Here is a 14,859-nt window from a genome sequence, read left to right on the forward strand (position 1 = left end):
GTATCGCTTTTTATTTATTGGCGTTTGCATTAAGGCAATTTCATAGAATAAGCATCATCTTTATTAAGTATTTAGACGAAGTTACAATAACTTCCTGACATTTTTTCTACAGATAAACTTATATACGTATTTTTTGTTGTCTTAGTTTTACAAATTTATTGTTTGGCTTATACTCAACTTATATTCGGCTTTGATACGGCTTTAATACGGCTTTGATACGGCTTTGATACGGCTTTGATACGGCTTAGTAACTTTTTAAAAGTCAGACAAATGCATTAATTGTTTTTGAGCGTTTTGTTTTCTTTGTAATTGTTAATTTTTTTTCTAGATTAGCTTAATATAACATGATTTTTTTTTTACATTTCAATGTAACGATTTCTCAAATTAGTAAGGTTGCACTTCTTTTTATATTAAAACAAATGATGAAGCAGAAGTAATTGATTGGTGTAAAACAGTAGCTATTATTTAAAAATGAAAACACATTATGAAAATCTCAAAAATAATTCTCCTCATTATAATAATAGTATTTATGAAATCATGTAAAAATGATGAAATAGATTATGAAAACATAATACAAAAAATAGAAAAAGTTGGTGTAGATAATTTTTATAACATTCAATTTGAATCTAGGAATAAGCAAGAAGGTAAAAATGTAATTTATAGATTTATTGTTTATGATGACAGTACAAAATATATTTTACCAAATTACGACTATTTTGATAGGGATAAAATTATGGATTCTTCTTTTTGTGATGTAAAAAAAGTCTCAATGATATATAATAAAACTAAAAAAACAGATTATGATTTTGTAAAAGAAATTTCTAATAATAAATTAGTTAATTATAATAAATTAGACTTTTATAAAATTTATAATGATAAAAAAAACATGGGAGATTTAATAGTTTTTTATGAATCAGAATGTGAGTTCTATATTTACAGTAAGGAAGTAGAGCATATTAAAAGTCCTTTTTGGAAAGAGAAACTAAAAACATCTAAAAAGATAAACTCACACTGGTATTATATCTCTTGTAATGATAATTTATAAAAAAGCAGCATCGAGTATTTAATTCAAACAATTACAGCTCGCATATCTTATTTTAAACCCACCAAACTAGAGCGTTTTACAAAAAACATTATTATTTTTCTAATTTTCAATACTACATTTTAACTCAACTTCGTAAATCATATGAAATACTATATGGCACTTCTCCCATTATTATTTTTAATAAACAATGGCTATGGACAAATTCAATGTGAACAGTATGACCAAATTATATTAGAAATAAAAGAATCGAAAGAATTAAAAGATTACGTTAAAAAAAATAATATAAAAAGAATAAATTTTGACATTCCCCATTTCTTGTCTCCTTTTTGTGAGAGTGCTTTTCATTTTTATTCAATTAAACTGAGTAAAACTGAGACTGAGTATTGCAAAACTGATAATTGGCTTTTTACTGATCTTACAATTGAAGAAGCATATTTGAAACAGAAGAGTGATAAAAAAAATACTCTTATTTTGTATTTTTCAAACGTAGTTGAGAATCAAATTATAATAGAAGTACGCAGCAAAAAATTTAGCCCCGAAAGTCTTCTTTTTCTATATAAAATAACAGAAAATACAATTGTAAAAACTGAAACCTTATTTAAAATTATAAACTAAGAATGAAATTTAAAATGCCTAAAATGTGCAATACTAGGTCATCGACTACTACAAATAACAAGTAAAACATCTGCTTTATGACTAGATACCTTATTTTTAAAAGACCAAAGACTTTACAGAAAACAATAATTTCTTATTTATGAAAAAAACACTCTTTCTTCTATTTATTTCAGTATTGTATTCTTGTAAATCTAGTAGCAATATGACTACGAAATCTGAGATTGGATTAATTGAAAATGTAATTTCAACAATCGTCAAAAAAGAGCAACTAAATAGAACTAATTCCAGCAAGGGTGTGTTTTTCCATATCAACTTAAAAAGAATAAACTCTAATTATTATATCTCTAAAATATCATTAAACAGCTTTACAGGGAATCATTCTTTTAAAAAAGAAAAAATTCTTGGCTTCGACACTTTCATATATAACAAAAGCAATACGGAATTAAACGAAGTGTTTTTTATTCCTGATTCTAAAACTTGGTCATTACTTCTATTTGTGAAAAATAATGAAATAATCTCTTTGAAGAAAATTGAAAATTATGAATTAATTGATAATACAATTATTGAAGTAGACTTCTAACAATTCGTAAATTGTTAACCACTACAAAACAGTTAGACATCCATTAACAGGAAAAATAATTCCAAAACATGAGCTTTAATGAATAATATATATTATTACTTGCTTTTTATTATAATTTTGAGTTGTAATACTAAAGAAACATTTTTTAAACAACAACAATGAATTTAAGAACAATTATTTATACAACACTTTTTGTAACATTTATTTCTTGTAGCAAATACACATTTACATACATACCTGTAGATGAATATGATAATATTGAGAAATTAAATAAAATAAATGCCGACAATATGAAGTATGATGAGTCATTTTTAACATTTACAAAGTCATTTAATGATTATAGAATTAAATTATATCAAAATGATACAATAAAGTTTGATTCTGTTATAACTACTGGTAATCGGCGCATATATGGTATTGCAAAAACATTTATAGTAAACAGAAAATCTCAATTGAAAATTTATTTTCAGGATATTAATAAACCTTTATATATAAATGAAGAGCAAATGAAAAACTATAAATTTATATATATTTCTAAAAAAAACAAAAAAATTGAAATTGAATTTAACAATGGTACAAAGAAGTTTGAACAATAAAACAAAACACTCAAAAAAAGAGGAGAGAATATTATGAAAAACAAAGAGGAAGAGAACACAAAAAAAACATATACATTTTTAAAAATTGTAATACTATCCCTTGTTGTAGGTTTGATAATTAACTCTATAATTATACTATTTTTACAACAGGTTGAAATTAAAAATTTTAAAGATATCTTTAATAATAATTTAATTATTCCATATGCTATATTTATTATTTTCAAAGCCTATGAAATTTTTATTGCTTCACCTAATAAAGAAGAAAAGTAGCTCATGATCTCTGTTCGTATACAAATCATTTCTCGTGGTAATCAAATAAAAAGATTTTAGCAAAAAACAAGATTAAGTCATATTTTTAATCCCTAATACTGTTAGCAACTGTATTAAAGAAAACAACTATTATACTTTCGGATTAAAACACAAAGGTTACAATAATTTGTATAACTTAAGCAATACCAATGCTCTTGCACAACATTATGAGTTTTAAAAACATGTTCAGTAGATGATCCAAAAAACAAGACCTAGATTTACAGCACCGTCAACAGGGAAAATTATTAGTTTCTAAATTTTATATAGATGAAATCATTTTTAATAATATTATATAGCCTTATTTTTTCTTGTTCATCTGCCCAAGATTGTAGCAAAAGTTCTTTAATAGATATGCAAATCAAACAATCCTTAGAAACTGATATATATTACTTTTTGGATTTTAAGAAAGAAGAAATTCCATTGCCTAAATTATTCTACTCTAAAGAAAAAATAGCTCTGAATTTAAAAAGATTTGGAGTTGAGAGTCAAGAAGAAGTTAATAATGAAAATATAATACTGAATCATATAGGTACTTTAAAAGAAGAAAGTAATTATATTGTATTTAATACAGGTTTAGTAGATAATTATATTATGCTTGACATTTTCTTTAAAAGAGAAGAGTATTTAAATCTCCCAAATAAAAGTGAATATGAAACTTGGAGAAGATATAATGCAGGCATTTCATACCTATTCCATTTTGATGGTAAAGGGTGTTTAATAGAATTAAAAAAGTATCCAATTAGTTACGATTAAACCGATGGATCGGATATCTCAACGCAATGGTAGCGTGGAAATGTTTTTCCATATCAACTTCAAAAGAATAAACTCTAATTATTATATCTCTAAAATATCATTAAACAGCTTTGCGGGGAATCATTCTTTAAAAAAAGAAAAAATTCTTGGCTTCGACACCTTCATATATAACAAAAGCAATGAGGAATTAAACCAAACACATTAAAAGCAAAACTAAACCTTGGCATTTTTTTTGCTGTGGGTATACTATTCTACTTCAAAATTGCTGTGACAAACGTATTTATTTATTTCACTTCGTCACAAAAAGTGTGGCATTCTCTATTTTTAAATCAACAATATCACAAAAACTGTGACAAATTGTTTCTGAAAGCAAAAAAAATCACAAGTATTTTTAAAAAAACAACACGACATTCCTGAATTCCGTGTACAACTTGCTTTTTTATAGTAGGAAATTGCATTGTTCTAATTATTTTTACAAACGAAATAAAATCTTACAATTTTGTAACTTTTTACTTTTCAATAACGTATAACTATAAAATATATTAAAACAGCTTTAACCAAAATGATACTCAAAAATTCAATACTGTTCCCAAGCTTTTGTCTTTTTTCATACTCAATATAAAGGAGTTCGTAGAAATACGTACGTATTTCTACGAAAAAAAACAGCCAAAAAACATGAAAATTACGTATAAATACGCATTGACACGCAAACAATAATCATCTAGCTTTGTAGCCTATTACTCGCTAATTAACTTTTACATCTATGTATAGCAAATTGAAAATCAGTACGGTCGCATTATTATGCTTCGCGCCCTACTTGTCTGCCCAAGACATCCTTTGGGAAAAATCCTATGGCGGAAAACATGCCGAATATCTTTATGATGCCATTGCAACACCCGACTATGGGTTTATTCTTGCGGGAAGTTCTATTTCTGATAAAAACGGAAATAAAGAAGAAAAAAACAAAGGCGATTTGGATTACTGGCTTTGGAAAATGGATGAACACGGCAATATGGATTGGCAAAAAAGTTTTGGTGGTAACAAAGTAGACCTATTACAAAGCATTGCCATTACACACGATGGAGGCTTTATTCTTGGAGGCACATCGTCTTCTGATAAAGGAATCGACAAAAAAGACTTTAACAAAGGACTAGAAGATTTTTGGGTAATTAAACTCAACGCAAAAGGACAAGAACTTTGGCAAAAAACCATTGGAGGGAGCGGAATGGAACGTCTTTTAAGCATTGCTCCTACCAAAGACGGTGGCTATATTTTAGGAGGCACTTCAAGTTCAGACAAATCCGATAAAAATGCAGAAGGAACCGAAGACTTGTATGGTAAAACCGAAGATTCGAGAGGAAACATGGATTATTGGGTTGTAAAACTAGATAAAGACGGAAAAATTATTTGGCAAAAAACCATTGGAGGACTTTATGCCGATGAACTAAAAAGCATTCAACAAACCACAGATGGAGGTTATATTTTAGGAGGTTATTCTAATTCGCCAATTTCTGGAGACAAAACCGAAGCCAATTTCGGCATGGGCGATTATTGGATTGTAAAACTCGATGAAGAAGGCACTATTACTTGGCAGCGCACTTTTGGTGGCGATAAAGATGATAACTTATTTACACTATCGCAAACCAAAGACGGTGGTTATATTCTGGGTGGAAATTCTAATTCTAGCGCTACCCATTCTAAAACAAAATCGAACAAAGAAGGCACCGACTTTTGGGTGATTAAACTCGATGAAAAAGGAACAATAGATTGGCAAGAAACCTATCATTATGGCAAAACCGACATTTTAACTTCTATTGTAGAAAACGCTGATGGTACTTTTTTAATTGGTGGTTATGCACAGAGTGAAGCACAAGCCAAAAGTCAAAAGTCAAAAATTAAAAGTTTACCATCCGACAAAGAAGGCATCAACGATTATATTGCTTTAAAAATTAATGCCGATGGAGAAGAAATATGGACACAAACTGTAGGTAGCAAAGGCGATGAAGTAATGAAAAAACTATTAGAAACCAGAGATGGTGGCTATCTTTTAGCAGGAACTTCTAACGGAAAAGTATCACGAGACAAAAACAGCACCAAAGGAGGTGACGATTTTTGGGTTGTGAAACTAAGAGACAAAGAAAAAGAAGAAAAAACAAAAATAACAGTAGAAGCTGTTCCTAACCCAGCAAAGAGTTTCACCAATGTAATTGTCAACTTCGACTACGATAAAGGAACTGCAACCCTATACGATCTAAATGGTAGAAGTTTACAAACTACCGAAATTAATGGCGAACATACCGTTCCTATGGAAGTGGACACACTACCACAAGGCATTTATCTGGTAGAAATTAGAACCAACACCCAGCACGGAAGCGTGAAAGTGATTAAAAAATAAAAATTGAAAAATTAAAAGACATACAATGAAAATAACAAAACTGCTAGGTATTGCATTGATTGGAATATTAGGGTTTGGACAACAAAATTCTGTTCAATTACCCTCTTTTGATCTACCCACACCAGAAGCTTATGCTTTTCAAAAACAGATTGATATTCCTGTTTCTCATTATACTGGAATACCCACTATTAACATCCCTATATACAACATCAATTCAGGAAACATTTCTGTCCCTGTTGGACTAAGCTATAACGCACAAGGAATACGTGTCGACGAAATTGCTACCCGATTTGGACTCGGTTGGAATTTACAAGCGGGCGGTGCTATTGTTAGAGAAGTAAAAGACAAAGTCGATGAATTCAATTACCTGAATCCAAACAGTCAATTTGGCTATTTTAATTTTGACAATATCGTAAATGATCGAGCAAAATTAATTGCTTTTCACGACTTGTATTTCAGTAACCCTCAAACTACATGCGACTTAGAACCCGATTTGTTTAGTTTTAATTGTGGAGGTTTATCAGGTAAATTCTTTTTTGACCAAACAACAAAACTACCTGTTTTTCAAAGTTTTGAAGATTTAAAAATAGAAGTTATTTGGAATGGGACATTAATGGACGGCTTCATCATAACCGATACTCAAGGCACGGCTTATTATTTCGGAAAAAACAAACTAAAGACCATTACTGGGATTGAAAAAAGCGAACAAATTGCAACTGAGTATTATAACTTTAAAACAGGAGAATTATATACTGGAAACGCTACTGGAGGAGAAACCCGCATTAAATGGGATTTATTAGAAATCATAGATACTAATGGTAATATCGTGACTTTTACCTATGATTTTGAGCAATTGAAATATAAAAAACGCATGTTTGATGGACCATTAAGCCAGGGACCTCCTAGTGTCGACTCAGGAGACGTGCAATCTATCCCACTTGTGTCTATGTATGGTCAAGTGAATGGTTTGCAACGCTTTTTAAGAAAAATAGAGTTTAAAAATGGAAAAGTAGAGTTCGTCTCTGCAACTGCTGCAAGATTAGACATGGGACCACCAAGTACCTTAAGTAGTATTTCACCACGAGCTATGGAGTTTGTCAATGTGTATGACAAAAAAGACAATTTGATCACCTCTCACAAACTTAATTTTGAATACATAGAGAGTAACGATATTTCAAACACACTCGCTTTTTATCAAAACGAACCTAAAAAACGCCTATTTTTAAAATCGGTACAGCAAACTAAAGAAGGAGTAAGTCTTAATCCCTATGAGTTTGTATATTCTGATATTATTTTACCCAATCGTTTTTCAAATGCTATCGATTGGTGGGGTTTTTATAATGGAATGAGCAATGGGATATCTTATTTCCCATCAAACACCGCAATTCCAAATCGTTTAGAATATGCGCTAAATGGAGGAAGGGAAGTAAATCCAATACTAATGCAAGCTGGTTTGTTAAAAAAAGTAATTTACCCTACCAAAGGCTATTCTGAATATACTTATGAAGCTAACGAATGTAAGACGCCTCTTTTTATGACAGACACGTATAATTTATTCAGTAACCCAACGATCCCTAAGTCGGTGAATTTTTTCGAGTCAGATGATTTCAAAACAAGTCCTCCAGGCACACCTTGGTATCTACAAACCTATGAAACTCCATTGTTTTTCGTAAAACGCAGATACCCTAACGCATTCGTTGGAAACTCAACCTATATTTATGGTAGCAATCAATCTGGTTTTGGTTTAGAGATGGGAGATCCAGGAAGTAATCCAGATACTGGCTTACCTTTTAATTTACAATTAGTCCCTTCCAATGCTAGTAATTTGAATCCACCAATTCCTTTTAACTTTCCTGCTTTTGATTTGATTCGATCTACAGAAGCAGGCGCTTACACGTTAAAAGCGCAACGTATTAAAGAAAAACAAGGTGCATTTAATGAATTTACTATGGCAATGCACTGGAGAGAAGAAGTAATCCCTTCTAGTGAAAAAATGATTATTGGTGGAAATAGAGTAAAAGAAATTATAACAGTAGATAATAATGGAAACCAAACAAAAAAAAGATATGAATACAATAAAAAAGAGCCTTATGATTCATTTGGCATTACAACTTCAAGTGGTTTACTTTTTGGTTTTGAAGATTTGCGTGTAAGTCATGGTACACTCCCAAATACAGATGTTCCTATTATAGGACTATCTGTTAATTATTTACATCCAACACCAAAAAATCATGCAGGCTATTCTGAAGTAACAGAGTTTATTGAATCGCCTAATGAAACACACAAAATAGAATATAAATTTACTAAGTATGTAAATGAAGGTCAATTCTATAATTACCCTTTAATTCCGCAGACCGATAATGAATGGCTAAGAGGGAAACCCCTAGAAGTTAAATATTACAAACAAAATAGTCCTACTGATTTTTCTCTTATAAAAGAAATTATAACAAATTATAACATCCCAAATTATGTGGGTAGTGGTTGGATAGATCCTACTGTTGATGGCTATCCATCATCAGCAAATAATGTTACAATCTTAAACCAACAGAGCACACCTAAAGAATATTATTATTCTTTTGTAAAACCTTTTATGCTATCTACTACAGTACCTGATATTGATTTTGGACATAATGGTAAAATCTACAAATTCAAACACTACTACATTGGAGGCGGTGTTATGAATGTAAAATCGGTAACCGAAAAAGAACACCTTCCAACAGGAATTTTTGAAACAAAAACAGAATACAAATACAATAGTCCTATTCATAATCTTTTAAAAGAACAATGGGTTACCAATTCTAACAACGAAACCTTAAAAAGTACGTTTTTCTATCCGATGGATCCAGAAACAGCAACAGAACCAGTTGTACAAGGTTTAAAAAACCAGCACAAAATAGGCACACCATTAGTTACGCAGTCCTTTAAAGGTACTGAAAAACTAGCCGAACAAAAGACCATTTACAAAGACTGGGGCAATGGCATTTTAGCTCCTAAAGAAGTAAAAACAGCCAAAGGAAGTGCTATTACAGAAACAAGAGTGAAATATAATGTACTAGATAATACAAATGGTAATCCTCTAGAAGTGCAACAAGAAGGCGGACACCCTATTTGCTACATTTGGGGCTATAACAAAACCCTACCTATTGCAAAAATAGAAAACGCAACCTATGCACAAGTGCAAAGTTATGTAGCCAATTTGCAAACACTTTCTAATGGTACCAATGAAGGCAATTTAATTACTGCATTAGATGCTTTACGAGTTGCTTTACCCAATGCAATGGTTACTACCTACACACACAAACCGCTCATTGGTCTAAGCACTGTAACCGATCCTAAAGGAGATAAAATCACCTATCATTATGATAATTTTAATCGTTTACAATTTGTAAAAGATAAAAACGAAAATATTTTAAGTGAGAACGAATATCATTATAAAAATTAATCCAACCCTTCCCCTCCTTTGGAGGGGTGTCCGAAGGACGGAGTGGTTAAAAACATGATAGAAAAATAAAACACACAACGTTCAATTCCCCTCCCATGGAGGGGTGCCTGAAAGGCGGGGTGGTTAAAAATAGAATACAATAAAAAACAGAAAAGCATCCGAAAGACGAGGTGTTTAAAAAATACAAGCCATGCAAACAAAAATAACAGCCAAAATAAACGACAAATCCATTAAAGAAAATGTTCTAAAACTTCCTTATAATCCTGAATTAAAAAACAGAGCAAAGTCCCTTAGAAAAGGATATAATTTTGCCGAAGTTGTGTTTTGGAAACAAGTTAGAAACAAAAGTTTTTGGGGAATTGATTTTGATAGACAAAAAATTATAGGAAACTATATCGTTGACTTTTATATAAAAAAGCTAGGACTTGTTATTGAAATAGATGGTGAAAGCCACAATAATAAAGAAAACTATGATTTAAAAAGAGAAAACTATATGCTATCTCAAGGTGTACTTATTTTTAAAACCACAAATTTTAGAATACTACACGATTTAGACAACGTTATGAAAGAATTAGAACATTTTATTATTGAAAAATACGGGTGTAATTAAGTAAACCACCCCGCCCGATGGGCACCCCTCCAAAGGAGGGGAATAAAAACATAGTAGAACAACAAAACGCAAAAATAAAAACACACAGCGTTCAATTCCCCTCTCTCAGAGGGGTGCCTGAAAGGCGGGGTGTTTAAAAACACAATAGAACAGCAAAACGCAAAAATAAAAACACACAGCATTCAATTCCCCTCTCTTAGAGGGGTGCCTGAAAGGCGGGGTGTTTAAAAAAACAATAGAACAGCAAAACGCAAAAATAAAAACACACAGCATTCAATTCCCCTCTCTTAGAGGGGTGCCTGAAAGGCGGGGTGTTTAATAAATGAGATAAATTATTATTTATGAAAAAAATAGTATACATACTAACCCTTATCCCAATTCTTGCTTTAAGCCAAAGTCAAGATCAAAACTGGGTGAAAAGCAAAACTTACAAGCAAGCCACTACATCGGCTATAACCAGTCCCGATGTAAGCGTTGCTAACGTACAAGTGAGTTACTTTGACGGACTTGGAAGACCCATTCAACAAATTGCACACCAACAATCCAACACAGGGAAAGACATAGTTACCCACATAGCCTATGATAACTTTGGAAGACAAATTGAAGAATATTTACCCTTTCCAAATAAAACCCCTAGTTTAAACTATACCGATGGGGCAACAACCCTTACCGAATTAAGTACTTTTTATAGTTCCTACAACGGTGGAACAACCAATCCTTTTAGTAAAAAAGAACTAGAACCTTCTCCTTTAGGACGTGTCTTCAAGCAAGCAGCTCCTGGAGACGCTTGGGCAATGGGAAGCGGTAAAGAAATTAAATTCGATTACCAAACCAATACAACAAACGACCAAGTTAGGCTTTTTTACGCTACAGCTACCTGGAATGCAACATTAGGATTATTTAACACATCTATTCATGATAACGGTTATTATCAAGTTGATGAGTTATATAAGACCATTACTAAAGATGAAAATTGGACATCAGGTAAAAATAACACTACCGAAGAGTACAAAAACAAAGAAGGTCAAGTGGTACTAAAACGCGCTTATAATAACGGAGATCCCCATGAAACCTACTACATCTACGACCAATTTGGTAATTTAACATATGTTGCTCCACCACTATCAGAACCAAGTCAATCCATCACTTGGTCCGATATAGATGGCTTATATTACCAATACAAATACGATTATCGTAACCGTTTAGTAGAAAAAAAATTACCCGGAAAACAATGGGAGTTTATTATCTATGACAAACTAGACCGACCTGTAGCTACAGGACCCGCTTTCACACCCTATGGAGGAGCAACTATTGGCTGGATGGTTACCGAATATGACACCTTTGGAAGAGTAACACAAACCGGTTGGAAACAAATGCCCGTTTCACAAAACTACAGAAAAAGCAATCAAAATAGCATTACTGCGGGAGTAAATACTTTTGCTTTAAATGCCAATGACATATTAACCAAAAACTACTATGACAATTATGATTTCTTAACAGTACCACTTCCAACACAAATTGAAGGACAAAACACGGTTGCAACAGCGAGTAAGTTAAAAGGACTACCAACAGGTTCTTGGGTAAAAGTGTTAGATGTAAACAATCCAAACGCTTCCGAAGTATCATATACTGTTTACGACGATCGTTACAGACCCATACGCAGTCATACCGACAACTATTTAGGTGGTTTTACCGAAGTAGATAGCAAACTCGATTGGGCTGGAAAAACAGAATATACCATTACTAAGCATAAATATGACACCAACGGTTCAACAACAACAATTACCGATCGTTTCTCCTACTCTGCTCAAGACCGTTTAACGCTACACAAACAGCAAATTAACAGTCTGCCAGAGCAATTAATTAGCAAAAACACCTACGACGAACTAGGACAGTTGATTAGCAAAAACGTAGGCGGTGAAGATGTTAACGCAACTGCTAATGGACTACAAAAAGTAGATTACACTTACAACATTAGAGGATGGCTGAAAGCCATTAATGATGTAGACAATATAGGTACCGATTTATTTGCTTTTAAAATTAGCTATGAAAACCCAACTGATGCTTCGAAAGCCTTGTTCAACGGAAACATAGCCGAGACCTACTGGAAAACCAGTAGCGATAATAAACTAAGAAAATACGAATACACCTATGATGGTTTAAATCGATTGTTAGACGCGAACTATTCTAAAGTAGGAGAAGTAACAGCACTAAACGATTATAAAGAAGCTTTAACTTACGATAAAAATGGAAACATTAAAACATTAAACCGATTTGGAACTGTAAATGACCCTGGATATAGTCCAAATATCGATAACTTAGTATACACTTACGATACCAATATTAAAAACCAATTGGTAAAAGTAGACGACAGTTCCAATTCGCCACAAGGCTTTAAAGACGGAACCAATACCGACAATGACTTTTTCTATGATGCCAATGGAAACATGACCAAAGACAACAACAAAGGCATTACTAACATACAATATAATCATCTTAATTTACCAACAAAAATAGTTGTAGGAACCAATAGAATTGAATATATTTACAATGCAACAGGACAAAAAGTAAGCAAAATAGTGATCGAAAACACAACAACAACCAATACCAATTATCTCGCAGGTGGATTTCAATACAAAAACAATGTATTGCAATTTTTTCCACAAGCAGAAGGCTATGTTAAAAACACAGCAGGTGCTTACAGTTACGTTTTCAATTACACCGATCATTTAGGTAATGTTAGAGTGAGCTATTCGGACATTGACGGTAACGATAGTATTCAAGCCGATGAAATCTTAGAAGAAAGTCATTACTACCCATTTGGACTGAAACATGAAGGGTATAATTCTAATAATCAACAACCTAATTATAACTATAAATACAACGGACAGGAGTGGCAAAGTGAATTAGGGCTTAATGTTACCGCTATGGATTATCGTCAATATGATCCTGCTATTGGTAGGTTTAATTCAATAGACAAACTTAGTGAATTCACACATTCAATAACTCCCTATCGTTTTGCTCTAAACAACCCTCTTTATTTTAATGACCCTTCTGGCTTAAGCGAGTTTATAGAAAACAACAAAATTTCAGATTACTACCGTGACAATAGAGGTAATGTTATTTTTGATCCAAATGTAAACAAAAACACTATCCTACCTAATGATTATGAATACATTGGACCTACATATACAGACCCTAATAATGGTGTAGTCTGGGATAATAATGGAGACCCTACTTATCCACTTAATGAAGTTGTTGTGACAGGGAAATCAAAAGCAAGTTCAGGTGCAGATTATCATCAAATATCATTGATGTTCAGAAGTCTTTCTGGAAAATCTAAAATCATTCAAAAACCACTAGAGGCTGCTTATTTAAGCGGAACAAGATATGCTTCTCAATTATATTCAGGCCATACTTCAAATGTTGTTTTTGAAAAGGTAATTTTAAGCAAAAAAATTTATGTTCCTTTAGGAAATTATAATACAGCAACTATAGGTAAATTATCCAAAACTCTCAAAATAACAGGAAGAACCTTAGGAGCTGTTGGAGTCGGTTTAGCTGTTTATGACATTGCAAATAATGGATTAAATATATCAAATGGATTAGATACAACAATGGCAGTTTTAGCTCTTTCTCCAACTGGAGTTGGACAAGCTATTGCAGGAGTTTATTTTATATCTAATTTTGTTTTGGCTGTAACATTTGACACAAGCATAGGAGAAATCATTGAAAAACAAATAGATGGAAAATAGAAAAATATACTTCATAGATGTGGTTTACTACAACTGTTATTCTTTTTATAGGAGATATGAAAAAGACTTAAATGAATTTTCAGGTCAAGCTTTAACAGTAGCATGTTTATCTTTAAATGGCATTGCGGCTTTGATTTCAATACAATATTTTTTCAATTTATTGCTTTTTGAAAATAAATGGTATACTTTATTTATCTCATTACCTATTTTACTTTTTATAGTTATTAGATATAACAAACACATAAACATAGTCGAGATTGAAGATGCTTTGCGTAGTAAAGAACAATACAAAATTAAAAGATTAAACTTTATTGCAGGTATTTATATTATAATTTCATTGTTCGGTTCAATTATTTTAGCAATTATTTTAGGAGAATTAAACAACCCACCACCTTTTTGGGAAACATGGAATTAACCCAGCTCGGCTAAGTGTTCTCATGAAACCGTGATGCTCTACGATGGTCACACCAGCTGCGCAAAGTGTCCTCACTTTGAGCTATAAATAAAAAAGCAAAAAGCACTCTTGTAAAAAAGGGTGCTTTTGTTGTTTTATAGAAAAAGATTATTAAAAACAGTAGTAAAAAAACATATTACATCTTTACATTTTTAAGACTACGGTTTGCCGTAAGGAAATACAAAACATATTCAAGTAATTTGTTTTTAAGAATAAGAAAGCGTTGTTAAAGCAGAAGCTAGTTAGTAAAGCAATCTTAAACTTAGAAATAATATTTAATAATTAATCAAAAACCAGCTCTTCGA

General features: G+C 31.8%; 11 protein-coding genes. All 11 read left to right on the plus strand.

Annotated features, from left to right (window positions below):
- Positions 1–529: 529 nt before the first annotated feature.
- The 11 genes from L2Z92_RS02480 (at position 530) to L2Z92_RS02530 (ending at position 14,515) form a co-directional block, all read left to right on the plus strand.
- Positions 530–1,045, plus strand: a complete 516-nt coding sequence (locus tag L2Z92_RS02480) for a hypothetical protein (protein ID WP_236457277.1) — start codon at positions 530–532, stop codon at positions 1,043–1,045.
- 141 nt (positions 1,046–1,186) lie between these two features.
- Positions 1,187–1,660 carry a hypothetical protein gene (locus L2Z92_RS02485; RefSeq protein ID WP_236457278.1) on the plus strand — a complete coding sequence of 158 codons (474 nt, stop codon included), beginning with the start codon at positions 1,187–1,189 and terminating at the stop codon, positions 1,658–1,660.
- Positions 1,661–1,799: 139 nt separating this feature from the next.
- Positions 1,800–2,240, plus strand: coding sequence for a hypothetical protein (locus tag L2Z92_RS02490; RefSeq protein WP_236457279.1), 441 nt, complete (start codon positions 1,800–1,802; stop codon positions 2,238–2,240).
- 158 nt (positions 2,241–2,398) lie between these two features.
- Positions 2,399–2,836: a hypothetical protein gene (locus L2Z92_RS02495; protein ID WP_236457280.1), complete on the plus strand. Its 438-nt coding sequence runs from the start codon at positions 2,399–2,401 to the stop codon at positions 2,834–2,836.
- A gap of 33 nt (positions 2,837–2,869) precedes the next feature.
- On the plus strand, positions 2,870–3,106 hold the full coding sequence (locus tag L2Z92_RS02500) for a hypothetical protein (protein WP_236457281.1): 237 nt from the start codon (positions 2,870–2,872) through the stop codon (positions 3,104–3,106).
- A 390-nt stretch (positions 3,107–3,496) separates the two neighbouring features.
- Positions 3,497–3,898 carry a hypothetical protein gene (locus L2Z92_RS02505; protein WP_236457282.1) on the plus strand — a complete coding sequence of 134 codons (402 nt, stop codon included), beginning with the start codon at positions 3,497–3,499 and terminating at the stop codon, positions 3,896–3,898.
- Between the two features lie 763 nt (positions 3,899–4,661).
- The gene (locus tag L2Z92_RS02510; protein ID WP_236457283.1) at positions 4,662–6,293 is read left to right on the plus strand and encodes a T9SS type A sorting domain-containing protein; all 1,632 of its coding nucleotides are present in this window, start codon (positions 4,662–4,664) and stop codon (positions 6,291–6,293) included.
- A 25-nt stretch (positions 6,294–6,318) separates the two neighbouring features.
- Complete coding sequence (locus L2Z92_RS02515) at positions 6,319–9,735, plus strand: hypothetical protein (protein WP_236457284.1); 3,417 nt, start codon at positions 6,319–6,321, stop codon at positions 9,733–9,735.
- Between the two features lie 190 nt (positions 9,736–9,925).
- Positions 9,926–10,345, plus strand: coding sequence for an endonuclease domain-containing protein (locus L2Z92_RS02520; RefSeq protein WP_236457285.1), 420 nt, complete (start codon positions 9,926–9,928; stop codon positions 10,343–10,345).
- 341 nt (positions 10,346–10,686) lie between these two features.
- The gene (locus tag L2Z92_RS02525) at positions 10,687–14,100 is read left to right on the plus strand and encodes a DUF6443 domain-containing protein (RefSeq protein WP_236457286.1); all 3,414 of its coding nucleotides are present in this window, start codon (positions 10,687–10,689) and stop codon (positions 14,098–14,100) included.
- On the plus strand, positions 14,090–14,515 hold the full coding sequence (locus tag L2Z92_RS02530; RefSeq protein ID WP_236457287.1) for a hypothetical protein: 426 nt from the start codon (positions 14,090–14,092) through the stop codon (positions 14,513–14,515). Before L2Z92_RS02525 ends, L2Z92_RS02530 begins: the two co-directional genes overlap by 11 nt.
- Positions 14,516–14,859 lie beyond the last annotated feature (344 nt).

Origin of the sequence: Flavobacterium jumunjinense (genome assembly GCF_021650975.2) — a bacterium.
GTDB lineage: Bacteria > Bacteroidota > Bacteroidia > Flavobacteriales > Flavobacteriaceae > Flavobacterium > Flavobacterium jumunjinense.

Coding starts and splice junctions, on each gene's coding strand:
- L2Z92_RS02480 (WP_236457277.1), top strand. CDS start 530: ATGAAATCATGTAAAAATGATGAAATAGATTATGAAAACATAATACAA.
- L2Z92_RS02485 (WP_236457278.1), top strand. CDS start 1,187: ATGAAATACTATATGGCACTTCTCCCATTATTATTTTTAATAAACAAT.
- L2Z92_RS02490 (WP_236457279.1), top strand. CDS start 1,800: ATGAAAAAAACACTCTTTCTTCTATTTATTTCAGTATTGTATTCTTGT.
- L2Z92_RS02495 (WP_236457280.1), top strand. CDS start 2,399: ATGAATTTAAGAACAATTATTTATACAACACTTTTTGTAACATTTATT.
- L2Z92_RS02500 (WP_236457281.1), top strand. CDS start 2,870: ATGAAAAACAAAGAGGAAGAGAACACAAAAAAAACATATACATTTTTA.
- L2Z92_RS02505 (WP_236457282.1), top strand. CDS start 3,497: ATGCAAATCAAACAATCCTTAGAAACTGATATATATTACTTTTTGGAT.
- L2Z92_RS02510 (WP_236457283.1), top strand. CDS start 4,662: ATGTATAGCAAATTGAAAATCAGTACGGTCGCATTATTATGCTTCGCG.
- L2Z92_RS02515 (WP_236457284.1), top strand. CDS start 6,319: ATGAAAATAACAAAACTGCTAGGTATTGCATTGATTGGAATATTAGGG.
- L2Z92_RS02520 (WP_236457285.1), top strand. CDS start 9,926: ATGCAAACAAAAATAACAGCCAAAATAAACGACAAATCCATTAAAGAA.
- L2Z92_RS02525 (WP_236457286.1), top strand. CDS start 10,687: ATGAAAAAAATAGTATACATACTAACCCTTATCCCAATTCTTGCTTTA.
- L2Z92_RS02530 (WP_236457287.1), top strand. CDS start 14,090: ATGGAAAATAGAAAAATATACTTCATAGATGTGGTTTACTACAACTGT.